The sequence below is a fragment of the Intrasporangium calvum genome (assembly GCF_028446585.1).
GTDB lineage: Bacteria > Actinomycetota > Actinomycetes > Actinomycetales > Dermatophilaceae > Intrasporangium > Intrasporangium calvum_A.
In genome coordinates this window covers 1-15492 of the sequence record NZ_JAPFQL010000026.1, presented here as the reverse complement: position 1 = coordinate 15492, position 15492 = coordinate 1, and the positions used below count along the sequence as shown (strand labels likewise).

13 protein-coding genes, 1 tRNA gene, 1 pseudogene and 1 riboswitch are annotated in these 15492 nt (G+C 71.9%); of the genes and pseudogenes, 9 read left to right on the top strand and 6 right to left on the bottom strand.

The window, feature by feature from the left end; all coding sequences use genetic code 11:
* Nucleotides 1-31: 31 nt before the first annotated feature.
* Complete coding sequence (locus OO014_RS07655; protein ID WP_272461701.1) at nt 32-835, bottom strand: DeoR/GlpR family DNA-binding transcription regulator; 804 nt, start codon at nt 833-835, stop codon at nt 32-34.
* A gap of 94 nt (nt 836-929) precedes the next feature.
* Between OO014_RS07655 and OO014_RS07650 the strand changes: the two genes are divergently transcribed.
* The 9 genes from OO014_RS07650 to OO014_RS07610 all read left to right on the top strand — a co-directional run bounded on the left by OO014_RS07650 (nt 930) and on the right by OO014_RS07610 (nt 9837).
* On the top strand, nt 930-1847 hold the full coding sequence (locus tag OO014_RS07650; RefSeq protein WP_272461700.1) for an SIS domain-containing protein: 918 nt from the start codon (nt 930-932) through the stop codon (nt 1845-1847).
* Between the two features lie 14 nt (nt 1848-1861).
* Entirely contained in the window at nt 1862-2803 is a 942-nt protein-coding gene (locus OO014_RS07645; protein WP_272461699.1) for an ROK family protein, read from the top strand.
* Nucleotides 2800-3768 (top strand): 1-phosphofructokinase family hexose kinase, encoded by a 969-nt coding sequence (locus tag OO014_RS07640; RefSeq protein ID WP_272461698.1) that lies wholly within the window; start codon nt 2800-2802, stop codon nt 3766-3768. Before OO014_RS07645 ends, OO014_RS07640 begins: the two co-directional genes overlap by 4 nt.
* The gene (locus OO014_RS07635; protein WP_272461697.1) at nt 3765-4598 is read left to right on the top strand and encodes a class II fructose-bisphosphate aldolase; all 834 of its coding nucleotides are present in this window, start codon (nt 3765-3767) and stop codon (nt 4596-4598) included. The genes OO014_RS07640 and OO014_RS07635 overlap by 4 nt, the downstream gene beginning before the upstream one ends.
* A gap of 29 nt (nt 4599-4627) precedes the next feature.
* Nucleotides 4628-5860, top strand: a complete 1233-nt coding sequence (locus OO014_RS07630) for an AGE family epimerase/isomerase (RefSeq protein ID WP_272461696.1) — start codon at nt 4628-4630, stop codon at nt 5858-5860.
* 97 nt (nt 5861-5957) lie between these two features.
* Nucleotides 5958-6389: a ribonuclease H family protein gene (locus tag OO014_RS07625; RefSeq protein WP_272461695.1), complete on the top strand. Its 432-nt coding sequence runs from the start codon at nt 5958-5960 to the stop codon at nt 6387-6389.
* A 90-nt stretch (nt 6390-6479) separates the two neighbouring features.
* Nucleotides 6480-8708: an MMPL family transporter gene (locus OO014_RS07620; RefSeq protein ID WP_272461694.1), complete on the top strand. Its 2229-nt coding sequence runs from the start codon at nt 6480-6482 to the stop codon at nt 8706-8708.
* A 91-nt stretch (nt 8709-8799) separates the two neighbouring features.
* The gene (locus OO014_RS07615; protein WP_272461693.1) at nt 8800-8952 is read left to right on the top strand and encodes a hypothetical protein; all 153 of its coding nucleotides are present in this window, start codon (nt 8800-8802) and stop codon (nt 8950-8952) included.
* A 78-nt stretch (nt 8953-9030) separates the two neighbouring features.
* On the top strand, nt 9031-9837 hold the full coding sequence (locus OO014_RS07610) for a GTPase (protein ID WP_272461692.1): 807 nt from the start codon (nt 9031-9033) through the stop codon (nt 9835-9837).
* Nucleotides 9838-9855: 18 nt separating this feature from the next.
* On the opposite strand, the gene OO014_RS07605 is transcribed toward OO014_RS07610, so the two are convergent.
* The 5 genes and pseudogenes from OO014_RS07605 to OO014_RS07585 all read right to left on the bottom strand — a co-directional run.
* On the bottom strand, nt 9856-10386 hold the full coding sequence (locus OO014_RS07605) for a hypothetical protein (protein ID WP_272461691.1): 531 nt from the start codon (nt 10384-10386) through the stop codon (nt 9856-9858).
* Nucleotides 10387-10444: 58 nt separating this feature from the next.
* The gene (locus tag OO014_RS07600) at nt 10445-12643 is read right to left on the bottom strand and encodes a hypothetical protein (protein ID WP_272461690.1); all 2199 of its coding nucleotides are present in this window, start codon (nt 12641-12643) and stop codon (nt 10445-10447) included.
* 758 nt (nt 12644-13401) lie between these two features.
* Nucleotides 13402-13477 (bottom strand) — tRNA-Thr (locus OO014_RS07595).
* Nucleotides 13478-13631: 154 nt separating this feature from the next.
* Complete coding sequence (locus tag OO014_RS07590; RefSeq protein WP_272461689.1) at nt 13632-14309, bottom strand: transglycosylase family protein; 678 nt, start codon at nt 14307-14309, stop codon at nt 13632-13634.
* Nucleotides 14310-14314: 5 nt separating this feature from the next.
* Nucleotides 14315-14465, bottom strand: a riboswitch (cyclic di-AMP (ydaO/yuaA leader).
* A gap of 232 nt (nt 14466-14697) precedes the next feature.
* A pseudogene (locus OO014_RS07585) lies at nt 14698-15492 on the bottom strand (serine/threonine protein kinase); the annotation flags it as partial.

The following is a 15492-nucleotide window of genomic DNA, read 5'->3' as shown; positions in this document are numbered from 1 at the left end:
CAACTCACCTGATCACAATCGCGCAACATGATCAGACCAGGTGGACGTCCACCCCGAGCTCACGCAGCGCGTCGACCTCGTCAGGGTCGGCGTCCGTCGTCGTCACCAGGTGGGTGAGACGTTCAGGGGGGCAGATCGCGGCGAAGGCGCGGCGGCCGAGCTTCTCCCCGGTCGTCACACAGAGGACCTCCCGCGAACGCTCGATCATCGTGCGGATGATCGCCGCCTCGTCCTCATGGCGGCAGGTTGCTCCCTCCTTGGCCGTGAGCCCGTTGACCCCGACGATCGCCACGTCGAGCCAGAGCTGGTTGAGGACGAGCGCTGCAAGGGGTCCACTGACCTCGTAGGACTCGGGGCGGGCGACCCCGCCGAGCGACACACACTGCACGTGCGGGCGCAGCACCGCCTCGGCCGCGATGTTGAGGGCATTCGTGACGATGGTGATGCCACCCCCGTCGACGAGGTCCTCCCGGGCGGTGATGGCGCGAGAGGTCGCGGTGGTGGTCGTGCCCCCGTTGAGCCCGACGACCTGGCCCGGCCGGACGAGCTGGGCGGCCGCGGCCGCGACCCGACTGCGCCCGTCGTCCCCCTTGCTGCTGCGGTAGCGGTAGGGCAGCTCGTAGGCGACCGAGGTCGCCACGACCCCGCCGTGGTTACGCGCAACGAGCTGGCGCTTGGCGAGCTCGGCGAAGTCCCGGCGGACCGTCGCCTCGCTGACCCCGAGCAGCTCGGCCGCCTCGGTCACGCCCAGTCGCTCCGTGGTGGCCAGCCGGTCCAGCATGACGGACCAACGGCTTGCGCGATTGCGCACGGGGTCTTTGCTGTCTGCGCTCACGACCTGACCCTACCGCCATCGGGCGCCGCTAGACATGCATGACTCTGCTCATTTAGTCTTTGGTTCGAGCAAAGACAATCACAAGGAGTTGTGCATGGCCGCCAGCCATCTCGAGCGCGAGATCGCCACCCAACCGGATGACTGGCAGCGCGCCGTCGAGCGCGCCGGCGAGGTCGCCCACCTGCTCCCCCAGCCGGGCGAGCGCGTCGCCACCATCGGGTGTGGCACCTCGTGGTTCATGGGACAGGCCTACGCGGCGCGGCGCGAGTCGCTCGGTCTCGGAGCCACCGACGCCTTCGCCGCGTCCGAGCATCGCCTGGCCCGCGGCTACGACCGCGTTGTGCTCATCAGCCGCTCCGGGACGACGACCGAGGTGGTCGAGGTCCTCGAGGGACTCCTCGCCGCCGGCACGCCCCACGTCTCCTTCGTGGCGACCGCCGGCACCTCGATCGCCGAGCGCTCGCACGCGACGGTGCTCATGGAGGACGTCGACGAGCAGTCCGTCGTGCAGACCCGCTTCGCGACGACGACCCTCGCGCTCCTGCGGGCCTCTCTCGGGGAGGACCTCGCACCCGCGATCGCACAGGCCCGAGCCGTCCTCGCCGAGGACGAGACGGCCGCTCTCGCCGGCCTCGCCGATGCCGAGCAGGTCACCTTCCTGGGACGCGACTGGAGCAACGGCATCGCGACCGAGGCCGCGCTGAAGCTCCGCGAGTCCGCCCAGTTCTGGTCGGAGAGCTATCCCGCGATGGAGTACCGGCACGGCCCGATCAGCATCGCCGCGCCCGGCCGCGCCGTCTGGGCGCTCGGTGACGTCCCGGACGGCCTGGCCGACCAGGTCCGCGCGACCGGGGCGCACTTCGAGCATCGGGAAGGCGACGCGCTCGCGGAGCTGGTGCGGGTGCACCGCCTCTGCCTCGCGAAGGCCCGCCGCGCCGGCCTCGACCCAGACGAGCCGCGCCACCTGACGCGCAGCATCGTCCTCGACGGACCGCTGTCAGCGACCCAGTGAATAGACTTGCGGCCGTGGGGCACACGGCCGTGGTCGGGATCGATGTCGGGGGCACCCGCATCAAGGCGGCCCTCATGTCGGCCGAGGCCGAGGTGCTCGCCGAGACGACACGAGCGACCCCGCGTGACATCGCTTCCCAGATCGGGGCGGTCGTGGCCGAGATCGTGAGCGAGCTGACCACCATGGTCCGCGAGGCCGGTGCGAAGGCCGGTGTCCCCACGGTGAGCGCCGTCGGCATCGCCGTCCCCGGTTGGGTCGACGAGGCGAGCGGCCGGGGTCGCTGGTCCGCGAACCTCGGGTGGCGCGACCTCGATCTGCGCAACGACGTCCGCCGCCACCTCGACTGTCCGGTCGCCGTGGGCCAGGACGTTCGCGCCGGCCTCCAGGGTGAATACCGCTTCGGCTCGGCGCGAGGCGTGGACAACGTCCTCTTCGTCCCGCTCGGCACCGGTCTGGCGAGCGCCCTGATCATCGGCGGCCGACCCGTGGCCGGCACACACTGGGCCGGGGAGATCGGCCATGTCGTCGTCGAGCCTGACGGGGAAGTCTGCGGGTGCGGTGCGCGCGGCTGTCTCGAGACGGTGGCCAGTGCGGGCAGCATCGGTCGTCGCTGGCGGGCCCGGTCCGGCGAGTCGGGAGATGCAGCCGAGGTCGCCCGCCTCACCGCCGCTGGTGATCTCGTCGCAGCCGGCGTGTGGCAGGAAGCAGTCAGCGCCCTGGCCGGCGCCCTCGCCCCCGTCGTGGCGGCCACGGGCACCGAGCTGGTCCTCATCGGGGGCGGGCTGGTGCGTTCGGGTGACCTGCTCCTCGCTCCACTGCGAGCTCAGCTGGCGGATCGGCTCGGGGTCTGTGACGGGGTGTCCGTCGCTGCGGCCGCGCTCGGCGACCGTGCAGGGGCACTCGGCGCGGCTGCGCTGGCGCTGGACCTCCTCCACCACACCAACCCGACGCGATGATCGTCACGGTCACCCCCAACCCGGCCCTCGACATCACCTACCGGGTGGCGGGCCTCGTTCGTGGCGAATCACACCGGATCACCGAGGTGGTGGAGCGGGCCGGTGGCAAGGGTCTCAACACGGCTGGCGTCCTCACCACCATGGGACACGCCGCGCTGGCAGTCGCCCCGGTGGGATCGCCGGCGCTCGAGGCCTTCGGGGCCGACCTCTCAGCCCGGGGAATCGAGCACGTCCTCGTGCCGACTCGCACACCGACTCGCCGGTCCGTCGCTGTCGTGGACGACTCCGGGGCGGCCACGCTCCTCAACGAGGTCGGCTCACCCCTGCCCGACGACGTCTGGACGGACCTGCTCACCGCCGTCCGCGGCGCGGCGGCCGCACCGTTCGCTCGGGTTCTCACCGTCTCGGGAAGCCTTCCCCCACAGGCCCCGCCGGACATCGTGCGGACCGTCGTCGCCGAGGCCCACCGTGCAGGGCTCGCGGTCGTGCTCGACGTCTCGGGTCCCCAGCTGCTCTCGGCGCTCGAGGCCGGGCCCGAGATCGTCAAGCCCAATCGCTCCGAGGCAGCGGCGACCCTGGGCCGAGGCGAGGGTGACGACCTGCCGGCCGCAGCCCTGGCCCGGGCCCTGGCCTCTTCCGGGGCCCGCGCCGCGATCGTGTCGGACGGCGCCGCGGGGCTGGCACTCGCCACCGGCCCGCTCGCGCTCCGAGCGTGGCTGGAACGTCCATTGCAGGGCAACGCGACGGGCGCTGGCGACGCGGCGACGGCTGCGCTCGCTGCCGACCTGGACTCAGGCGGCGCCTTGAGCACGACGGCGCCCGACGCCACCGCCTGGCGAGAGGCCCTCGCGCGGGCCGTCGCTTGGTCGGCAGCCGCCGTGCTCCAGCCCGTTGCCGGTTCCATCGACCCGACCGACGTCGACCGCCTGCTCCCCGCTGTCCAGATCCAGGAGACCACAGCATGACCCTCGCCGCCCTGGCCCCCGTCCTTGCCGCGGCCCGCGCCGCAGGCCACGCCGTCGCGGCCTTCAACGTCATCCAGATCGAGCACGCCGAGGCCTACGCCGCGGCCGCCGAGGAGACCGGGCTGCCCGTCGTCATGCAGATCTCCGAGAACTGCGTCCGCTACCACGGGAGCCTGCGACCGATCGCCACAGCCACGCTGGCCATCGCGGAGTCCTGCACCCAGCCGGTCGTCGTGCACCTCGACCACGCCGAGGACACGGACCTCGTGGCCGAGGCGGTGCGCCTCGGCCTGACGTCGGTCATGTACGACGGGTCCCATCTGCCCGATGACGCCAACCGCTCGACGACGCAGCAGGTCGTGGCCCTGTGCCACGCCGCCGGCATCAGCGTCGAGGCCGAGCTCGGCGAGGTCGGCGGCAAGGACGGTGTGCACGCCCCGGGGGTGCGGACCGATCCGGCTGATGCCGCTCGCTTCGTCGCCGACACCGGCGTCGACGCCCTCGCCGTCGCGGTCGGCAGCTCGCACGCGATGACCGAGCGGACCGCGTCCCTTGACACCGACCTCATCGCGCGGCTCCGTGCGGCGGTGCCCGTGCCGCTCGTCCTGCACGGCTCCTCGGGGGTCCCCGACGACGGGATCGTCGCCGCGGTCCGCGCCGGCATGGTCAAGGTCAACATCGCGACCCACCTCAACCACGTCTTCACCGAGGCCCTGACGAGGCGGCTGCAGGAGTCGCCCACGGTCGACACACGGAAGTACCTCGGCGCTGCTCGTGACGCCGTCGCCGCTGAGGCCGCCCGGCTCCAGCGGCTGCTCGCAGGCCGCTGAATGAGCCGGTCGGCGCCATGATGGGAGCCATGCAGCCCAAGGCTTCCGACTGGTTCGCCCGTCACGCTGACGCCCTCGTCGACTTCGCCACCGGATCCCGGCACCCGCAGGGCGGCTTCGCCTGGCTCGACGACGCCGGGAAGCCGCTGCTGGACCGGCCCGTCGAGCTCTGGATCACCTGCCGGATGACCCATGTCTTCGGACTGTCCGCGACCCTGGGCCGGCGAGACGCGGCGGACCTGCTCGACCATGGCGTCCGCGCGCTGGGGGGCTGGCTGCACGACGACGTCCACGGTGGCTGGTTCGCGTCGGTCGGCCCCGATGGTCCGGTCGACGACTCCAAGCACGCCTACGCCCACGCCTTCGTCCTCCTCGCGGCCGCAACGGCCACGATGGCGGGACACCCGGACGGTCCCGGGCTGCTCGCCGATGCCGCCACCGTCTTCGAGGAGCGCTTCTGGCGGACCGGGGACGGCTTGGCCGTGGACGTCTGGGACCGCTCGTGGCACGACCTCGAGGACTACCGAGGCGTCAACGCCAACATGCACACGCTCGAGGCGTTTCTCGCGGTGCACGACATCACCGGTGACGGCCGCTGGCTCGAACGCGCCCTGCAGATCGCGACGCGCGTCGTGCACGGCTTCGCCCGCGACCACGACTGGCGGCTGCCGGAGCACTTCTCGGCCGACTGGTCGGTCCGCCCCGACTACAACCGCGACGACCCCGGGCACCCGTTCCGGCCCTACGGCGTGACGATCGGGCACCTGCTCGAGTGGTCCCGGCTCGCCCTCAACCTCCGCACCGCCCTCGGCCAGGCCGCCCCGCGCTGGCTGCTCGAGGACGCAGCCGCGCTCTTCCACCGCGCGGTGGAAGACGGCTGGTCCGTCGACGGCGCTCCCGGCTTCGTCTACACGACCGACTTCACCGGTCGTCCCGTCGTCCGGCACCGGATGCACTGGGTCCTCGCCGAAGCCCTGAACGGCGCGACGGCGCTCGCCCAGGCCACCGACGACCCGCAGTACTCCGCGTGGGCCGCCACCTGGTGGGACCACGCAGACCGGTTCTTCATCGACCACGAGCGGGGGTCGTGGCGGCACGAGCTCGATCCGTCGAACCGACCCTCGGCCACCGTGTGGCAGGGCAAGCCCGACGTCTACCACGCCTACCAAGCGGCCATCCTGCCGCTCCTCGGTGAGATATCGTCCTTCGCCGGCGGCGCGCGGGGCCACGACGCCAGACGTCCACCCGCGCCTCAGGCGTGACGCCGGGACCACCAGACACATCGACGACAGGAGTGCCGTGCCAGGTGCAGCACCGCGACGGAGGCCGACCACCAGGCCGCGGATCACGAAGGCCCCCATGGCCGCCCCGGACGGCGCGGTCCGCGTCTACACGGACGGTGCCTGCTCCGGCAACCCGGGACCGGGCGGGTGGGCCTGGGCCATCGACGAGCGCACCTTCGCCTCCGGCGCAGAGGCGCCGAGCACCAACCAGCGGATGGAGATCCGCGCCGCCCTCGAGGCGGTCACGGCGCTGCAGGGCCCCCTCGTCGTGGTGAGCGACTCGACCTACGTCGTCAACTGCTTCCGGGACCGGTGGTGGGCGGGCTGGCTCCAGCGCGGCTGGACCAACTCCCAGCGGAAGCCCGTCGCGAACCGCGACCTGTGGGAGCCGCTGGTCCACGCGGTGAACGAGCGCGGCGATGTGGCGTTCCACTGGGTCAAGGGCCACTCCGGCGACCAGATGAACGACCTCGTGGACCGCTTGGCCGTGGCTGCTGCGGCCGGCTAGCTCACCCGGAGAGTGGCGCCCCGGCTGTCGGGGTATGTCACGGGTGTCAGCGAAGCAGGACCTTGCGTCCTCACTCAGGAAGGCCGGTCAATGAGGTCGTGGCGCAAGTCCGAGGTGGGCTCCCTCGCCAGGTCGTATGCCTGGTTGGTTGTCAAGCTGCGGTGGGTCATCGTCGTGGGATGGGCGGCAGCCACTGTTGCTGCGGCCCTGACGCTGCCCGACACGAGGCCGAACAGCGACCTCACCGGGTTCGCGCCGCCCAACAGCCGCGCGATCGCGACCGAGACGGCGTCGGCCAAGGCCTTCGGCTACCCGATGCTCTCCCGCACCGTGATCGTGCAACGCAACGAGGCCGGGCTGTCCCAGGCTGCGCAGGAGCGCATGGTGCAGCGGGCGGTCGGCGTGGCCAAGGGCACCCTCGGTGATGTCGGGCCGATCGCTGCCGTCGTGCCGATCGCCAACGCCCGCGGCGTCTTCCCGGCGTCGACCGAGCCGGACACCACCGCGCTCAACTACGTGATGACCAAGCCGGGCACCAGCTTTGGCGAGGAGCTCGCTGCTGCAGAAGCGTTCGGACAGAAGCACATCAACCAGCCGGACGACCATCTCGTCGGGGTGACCGGGACCATTCCGGCCCAGCTCACGCAGACCGACATCCTCTACGACCGGCTGCCGCTGCTCGAGATCGCCACGCTGGTCGTCGTCATCGTCATCGTCGCCCTGAAGTTCCGCTCCGTCATCGCCCCGCTCGTGGCCCTGGTGACGGCCGGCGCCTCGTACTTCCTCGCCGTCCGGGTCACCAACTACATCGGCGAGTACATCCAGGGCGGCGTGCCCGAGGAGCTCAAGCCCCTTGTCCTCGCGCTCGTCCTCGGCATCGTGACGGACTACGCGATCTTCTACCTGTCGAGCATGCGGACCGCCCTCGGCGGCGGCATGGACCGCCTCACTGCCGCGCAGACCGCGGCGGCGCAGACCAACCGGATCGTGCTCGTCGCCGGGATTGCGGTCGCTGCGGGCAGCGCCGCCATGCTCGTCGCCGAGTCGCCCTTCTTCCGAGCGTTCGGCCCCGTCCTCTCGATCTCCGTCCTCACGGCGATGGTCGTCTCGCTCACGCTGCTGCCCGCGCTGCTCGCGATCTTCGGTCGCGGCCTCTTCTGGCCGAGCCGGCGGCCGCGCACCCGCCCGCGCAGGCTCGCGCGGGTCACGGCCCGCGTGGTGACGGTCAAGGCCGTGGCCCTGCTCCTCGGCGCGGCCAGCATCGCCGGCCTCGCGTATCTGAGCGCCGGCATGGGGCAGCTGCGGCTCGGCGTGTCGTTCGTCGAGGCGCTTCCCGATGACACCGAGGCCCAACGGGCCGCCGACGCTGCGGCTCAGGGCTTTGCGGCCGGCATCATCTCCCCCACGGAGGTGCTGCTCCAGGGCGGCAACTTCACGACGGAGCAGGACAAGCTGACCCAGCTGGCCCGCGAGCTCGAGCAGCAGCCCGGCGTCGCCGGTGTCGTGGGCCCCGGTGGCCTGCCCCAGGAGGCCGTCAGCGGGGCCCTGGTCAGCGAGAGCGGCCAGGCTGCCCGGCTCGTCGTGATCCTCGACCACGACCCCTTGGGCGCGGTCGCCATCCGTGACCTCGACCAGCTGTCGGCGGCGCTGCCGGGCCTGCTGCAGAAGGTGGGGCTGGACGGCGTCACCGCGGGGGTCGCGGGTGACACCGCGGTGGCGAGCGAGCTCGTCGCGGCGACGACCGGCGACCTGCGCCGCATCGCAATCGCCGTGCTCGTCGTCAACCTCGTCCTGCTCATGGTGTTCCTCCGCGCCATCGCCGCGCCGGTGCTCCTGCTGGCGTGCAGCGTCCTGGCCCTGACTGCCTCGCTCGGCGCGCTGACGATGGTCTTCCAGGGCTGGCTGGGCCATGACGGAATCACCTTCTACGTGCCGTTCGCAGCGTCCGTCCTGCTGCTCTCGCTCGGCTCGGACTACAACATCTACGGCGTCGGCCACATCTGGACCCGGGCCAAGCACACGACGCTGCGTCAGGCGATCAAGGAGCGGATGCCGGAGACCTCCGGTGCGATCACCGCCGCCGGGATCACCCTCGCGGCGACGTTCGGGATGCTCGCCCTCGTGCCGCTGCGCCAGTTCCGCGAGCTGGCGTTCGTGATGGCCCTCGGCGTCCTCATCGACGCGATCCTCGTCCGGTCGATCCTCGTCCCGGCCGTGCTCGCGCTCCTCGGTCGCCACAGCGCGTGGCCGCGCAAGCTCGAAGGCGCGCAGCCTGCCCCGTCGCCCGCGCGCGCGCCCGCGCCCGTCCAGAACGCTTGAGCCGTATGCCGCCCAGCTCGCTCCCGCGGGGCCGCGCGGTCCTGTGGGAGCGAGCTCAGCGGCATACGGCATGGGGACTACGGTGGCTCCCATGATGAACGTGACGGGGGCCGAGTTCTTCTTTCTTCTGCTGTGGATCCTTCCGATCCTCATCGCCTACTGGGTGATCCGGCTCGCGGTCAGACATGGGGTCGTCGATGCCCACCGCCGGCTGGGACCGGATCACGAGAGGCTCCGCCCGTAGCGCCCGGGTGCACGATCCCCGGCCCGCGGACCGTAGGCTCGGAGTAGCACCGACCCCTGCCCCCGCCGAGGAGACTGCGTGTCCCACCCACCTTCGCGCATCCGTACGATCCTGCCGACCTCCGGACGCACTGCCCTTGGTGCGACCGTCGCCGGCGGGCTCCTGACCGGGATCGCGTCAGCGCCCGAGCGGCTGCACCGGCTGCTGCGGCGGCGCTTCCCGATGGTGGCCGTGACGGGCATGACCGGCGTCGGCAAGAGCCAGCTCGTCGACCGGCTGACCCGTCGGACCTCCGCCGACGGGGTCATGGAGGTCGGCTCCGCAGTGATGGAGCGGCGCACCCGCCGGTCTGCCCGGCTGCACGGCTTCCGCTTCCTCGTCGTCCCCGGCGACAACGCCGCCACCCGGCTCGGCGCGCTCGACGAGGTGTTCCACGACGAGCCGGTCGACGGCGTGATCCACGTCGTGGCCAACGGCTACGCCACACCACGGCGCACCGCGGGCACGACCGGTGCCGCCACCGCGACGCGCGAGGAGCAGCTCGCCGCCGAGCTCGAGGACTGGACGATCACGTCGCACCGGATCGCGTCGATGGCCGTGCGCCGGCAGAAGCCGATCTGGCTCGTCATCGCCGTGACGAAGGCCGACCTCTTCCCGGACGACGTCGAGGAGGCGGTGCACTACTACTCGCCGGGCAGCGGCACGCCGTTCGGCGACAAGGTGGACGCACTGCGTGCACTGGCCGGCGGTGCCAAGCTCTCCATCGACGTGCTGCCCGTGTCGAGCCAGAGCGGGGACCGCAAGTCTGCGATGCCGCCCAAGCGGGCCAACGCCATGCTCGACGCGCTCGCCGCTCGCATGGCGCAGCTGAGCGGGCATGCCTGAGGCCCACCGACCGGGCTGCTAGCGCTTCTGATCGACGCAGGCCTGCATGGACCGCTTGGCCCAGGCGGTGGTGTTCACGGCGAGGTCGAGGAGCAGGGCCTCGTCCGGCGACTTGAGAGCCAGCGTGACGTAGACCTCGTGACCGGGACAGGTGATGACGTAGTTCGACACCTGCGGCCCGTAGGAGCCGTCGCCAATCTGGGCCGGCAGCCGTTTGGGACTGCGCTGCTCGGGGTCGCCCCAGGTGGCTGCGATGTCTCCCTCGAGCTCGCCACGCAGGGACACGACGATGGAGAGCCCGCGGAACTTCCCAGGGCCCCAGATGTTGCAGGCGACATCATTGGGCTCCTCGACGAGGCGCTCGACCTGCAGGGCCCCGCTGTCGGCGCCGAGGTTCCTGGCGGCGGCCTCGGCGGGGACGACATGGCACAGGATGCGCCCGTCGACCGGCTTCGGCGGCGGCGCGGGCTCTGTTGGGGTCGAGCAGGAGACGGTGGCCGCGGCAGCGATGACCGCGGCGGTCGCGGAGACGAGACGGGAGGTTCTCATAGGTGTTCGCGCCGGCATGGCGGGTGCGGCTCCTTCGTCTGACCGGGTGACGGGGTGTTCAGTGGGCTACCGGGGTGGGCTGGTCGCGGTTGTAGGTCTGGTCCAGCTCGCGCTGGATGGTCGAGTACCGCGGCACGAACCTGGAGGACTGGAACTGACCCCAGGCGCTGGGCTCGTTGTCGAGGATCCAGCCCAGAGGCCGCGGTCGGGTCGGGTCGCCGTCGACGAAGAGCGCCCCGAAACGGGCGTCCTCGATCTCCTGGGGGTCGTGCTGCGCCAGCGCCCACTCGATGCTGAGCGCGTCCATCTTGAGGGCCTCGAACTCGGCCTGTCGGCTGGTCATCGCCTCGTGGCCGGCGATGGCGCTGGTGTCGCGGTGCAGGATGTCGGCCACGGCGCCCGTGGCGCCGTCGATCCCGGCGCCGAGCGCGGTCTGCAGCAGGCTGGCGGCGACCGCGTCGGCGGCGGTCTTGCCGCCGGGGATGAGCGCGGTGCCGGTCCCGAGCAGGGACGCGACGGCGCCGGTGGCGGCATCGATGGCGTCGTTGTACTCGGCGTCGGCCTCGTCGCTGCGTTCCGCGATCTCGGCGTCGGCGCCGACCCGCAGCGCCTGCAGCAGCCGGATCGGCTCGTGCGAGGTCCCGGCCACCGTCCCCGTCTCGGTGATCATGTTCAGGTAGAGCTCGTTCTGCAGCGCCCGCGCCGACGTGAAGAGCACCTCATAGGCCTGCGGGGACCGGCCGAGCGAGTTGAGCAGCACCGTGCGGGCCACCGCGTCGAACCGGGCTGTCACGGTGTCCGGCGCGTCCGGGGTGGCGCCCGGTGCCGGGGTGGTCAGCTCGCTGCCGACCTTCGGTGGCACCGAGAAAGCCAGGTCGAAGACGTAGGGGGCCAGGATCCTGGCGATGGGTTCCTTCACCTCGTCGCGGATCGGCGGCAGCTGTCCTGTCTGCGGGTGCTTGGTCCCGAGGAGGCGCACCACGAGCGGGGCCAGGGCCACCGCCCGCGGCTCTCTCGGCGCCACCTCGACGAGCGAGGCGACCGCAGCGAACGTCTCACGCATCCCGTGCTGAACCGCGCCCCTGCCCCAGACCCGGTCGCGGAACAGGTAGGCCAAGCGCTCGCTGGTCCCGGCCGTGACGGCGTGACCATCGGCGTGGAAGAAGTCCCGCGCGGCGTCCGGGCTGCGCTGCAGGGCCCGCATCACCGACACCATCGGGTCGATCGCGTCCAGCACACTGGTGCGCACCTGCTTCGGCGTGGCGTAGAACGCGCCGGACCGGTCCGCAGCCAGGACCAGCTCGGCATACGGCAGCACGAAAGCCTTGGTGGACGGCCCGTGGTCGCGGGTGAGCGCCGCGAACCGGAAGAGGGTGTCCGGGCTGGACCTCAACCTGTCCAAGAGCGCGGTGGCCCACTCCGGCGGCACCGACACGGCCGCGTCGGACAGGCCGGCCTGCAGCAGCCGCGCCCAGAGCAGTCGCGCGCGGACCGGGCCACCCGGCTTCGCGAGGGTGTCGACGCCGGGCGTCTCGAGCGAGTCGGACGCGCCGCTCAGCGCCACGGGGAACGCCATCTCGAGGGTGCGCTCGGGGCCCAGCTGCTGGAGCAGCATCGTGGCGAACACCGGGTCGCCGGCCCACTGCGCATAGCGGCGGAGCACCTGCACCCGCCCCACGTCGGTCAGGGTCGGGGCCGTCAGCGCCGTCGCCGCGTGGGCAGCCAGGCGCTGTAGGTGCTCGACGTGCGCGACCGTCTGCAGGTCGGCCAGCACCCACGACCTCAGGTCACCGGCCGCGACCAGCGGACCCTGGACCATCCCCGCCTGCGCCTGGGCCGCGCCCAAGCCTGCCGCGCATCGACGACCGGCCTGCTCCAGCTCCTCCCGGGCACCAGCCAGCCGCCGGTCCACACTCGCGAGGCGCTCGCGCCTGATGTCCTCCAGGCGGCCCAGCGCCGCCGCCAAGGTCGCCGGACTCGCGACGTGTGCCACTTTGACCCGTGCGACGGCCACCCCGTGGGCGGCCAGCGCCTCGGTGCGTTCCCCTCCCAGTCTCGCCGCGACGTCCTCCGCTCGGTCCAGCGCGTCGGCGTATCGCCCCAAGACCGCTGCCGCCGCCTCCAACCCACGCGCCATCTCCATGCCCCGACGCGCCAGCCTCCCCAGATCCGACTGGGCCCGTTCGGCAGCTGCCCCCGACCAGACGGTCCCGAGCTCGGCACCCGAGCTCCCCTGCAACGCAGGGGTGCCCATCACCGACCCAGCCAACTGACCCAGCTGCGCAGCCGCACCGCGCAGCCTGGCCGGATCACCAGACGGCCGCCAGGAGCCCTCAGGAGCCGCCACGGCCACCGCCAGCGACCGACCACACGCACCTGACGTCCGAGTACGACGCGGACACAGACTGCTCGAGGAGCCGCGCGTCGCTCGACACCGCGTCCAGGTTCAACGCCAACGCGTCCAGCCCCACCGCCAACGCCCTCACCCCGCCAAGGAAGTTGCTCAGGCAACGCTCCAGCTCCTGCGGTAGCCCTGCGCTGTCATCCCCCAACGCCTCCGTGGCCGAGGCCCGCTGCCCGCCAAGCCGTTCCGCGCAGCCCCTGACCGTCTCGGCGCTGCGTACCACCGACGACGCCACGAGGCGCGTCCCCCCAGGATCCACCACAAACACAATGCGCGAGCCTAGAGCCAAGCGGTCCACTCATGGCCGGCGCTATCCACAGGCCCTCGATCGCTGCCACGGCCGGGAACGTGCCGAAGGGTGGCCACCGAGTTCCGCAAGGAACTGTCAGGCATCCATCCGACGCGCCGCGGAACCTACGGCGTCCTCTACCGGATCAGTAGGGAAGCAACTCGGTTTCCGAGCTGTCAGGTACAGCCTGCTCCTGTCGTGGAATGTCTCTGAGCTTCGCCGAGTGGCGCGCAACGCGGCAGACGGTATAGCTCCTCGGGCTGACCGTGGTCCCTCACGATGGCAAAACCGCAGGTCAGGGCACTACGCGACCCTCTGAGCATGGAGCTGGCGAGGGGACTCGAACCCCTAACCACCTGTTTACAAGACAGGTGCGCTACCGATTGCGCCACGCCAGCGGACCCCAGCCGGGCAGCCGGGGGAACGGCGAAAGCGTAACCGAGCCCAGCGGCATACGGAAAAGCGCTTGGGCCGCGTCGCACCCGAATGAAGGGCGGCCCCGCGACCACCCAGGGGGAAGTGGTCACGAGGCCGCCCGGCCTTGGGTGCCCGTCAGGGCAGGCGGATGACCTGACCGACGTAGATCAGGTCGGCGTCGCGGATGGTGCCGCGGTTGGCCTGGAAGAGGGCCTGCCAGCCACCGCGCACGTCGTGCTTGGCCGCCAGCTCGGACAGGGTGTCGCCGGAGCGCACCGTGACCTTCGCTCCGGTCCCGGTCGACACGGCAGGCGCCCGGTTGACCTTCTTGGTGCGCGCGGGCGCGTAGGTCTTCTTGGTCGACGTCTTCTTCGTCGGCGAGGTCTTCGTGTCGCTGCGGCTGGCCCGCACCGGCGCGCTGGTGGCGCCGCCGTTGGCCCGCGTCAGCCCGGCCCGCACGGAGCAGACCGGCCAGGCGCCGGGCCCCTGCGAGGCGAGGACGCGCTGGGCGACGGCGATCTGCTCGGCGCGCGTCGCAAGGTCGGCGCGCGGGGCGTAGGCGAGACCGCCGTAGCCGCGCCACGTCGGCTGGTAGAACTGCAGCCCGCCGTAGTAGCCGTTGCCGGTGTTGATGCTCCAGTTGCCGCCGGACTCACACTGGGCGACGCGGTCCCACACGGAGCCGTCGGCCTTCGCGGAGCCGGCGGTGGCGATGCCGCCGAGGACGGTCGCGGCGCTGGCCAGGCCGACGCCGGCCAGGCGCTGCTTGACCTTCGGGCGCTTCGGGGCAGCATGCTTCGACTGGTAGTGCATGGGGGATCCCTTCCTGACGGGCGCCTGCGGGGTTAGCTGTCGGGTTGGGGCCGTCAGGTTGGCCCTGTCGCGTTCGCGACTTCACCCCAAGCCGGCAGAGCGCCGGCGCACATGGGTCCCCCGTCCTCGCGCGATCCCGACTGGCGGGTGACGTCCCTGGCTGGCGAGGCTCGGCGCTTCAGGGACCGCTGATGGGTGGCATTGTGAAGTTTTCGTGCCACACCGTGTGGAGCCAATGTGGTGACGAGCGCCCGCTGAAGGGAGTGGTGCGGAGGCCATCGAGGTTTGACGCTACGTGACCGACCGGGCCAAGACAAGACAATCCGAGATCTTTTCGTGATGTCGACTTGACCATCTCTTTACTCGATCTCTGATCCCACACGGCGCGTCAGGGACCGAATGGACCTCCGCCGAACGGCGCCCATGACCCGATCCCCTGGCTGAGTCCCACAATGACCGTGACCAGTCCCACACCCGCGAGAGCGAGGGTGACCACCTGCGTGGGTGGACCCGCGGGCACGAACCGCCGGGCCACCGACCGCGTCCCGCGTCGGAGCGAGGCGCGCCCCGGTCCCCACCACAGGATCACCAGGCCGAGCGCCCCTCCGACGACCAGCGTCGCCGGTGCACCCGGGTCGAGGTCGCTGCCCGTGAGACCGCCGAGGAGCAGCGCGGCGGAGAAGACGCCGGCCACCGCCACCGCCATCGGCAGCAGCAGCGTCACGAAGCTCGCCACGAGGCCCACGACGAGATGCCACGGACCCGTCACGACGGCCCACGGCACGTCGCTCGGCCGCCGGCCGTACTCGAACCGCCGTAGCACCAGTCCCGTCATGGCCCGGTCGACTGCCCGCGCCACCACGGACCACACGATGAGCGCCACGAGTGCGGCGCCCGGCCACAGCGCGAGGCAGCCGAGCCACGCCAGCGCGGCAGCAGCCAGCGTGCCAGTCCGCTTGGCCAGGCCGATGCGCGGATCCCCTTCGCGCGGAGGGAGGTAGGAGTCGTCGTCGTAGTCGTCCTCCCAGCCCTCCTCGTCGTCAGGATGGCTGTATGCCGCTGGGCTCGGTTCCGGATGTGGCGCCGGCCAGGCGCGGGCCGGGGTCCGGTCGACCGGCGGTCGCGGGGGCGGGAGCGCGGCGGGGGGTGCGGCGGGGGGTGCGGCGGCGGCGACCACCGGGTA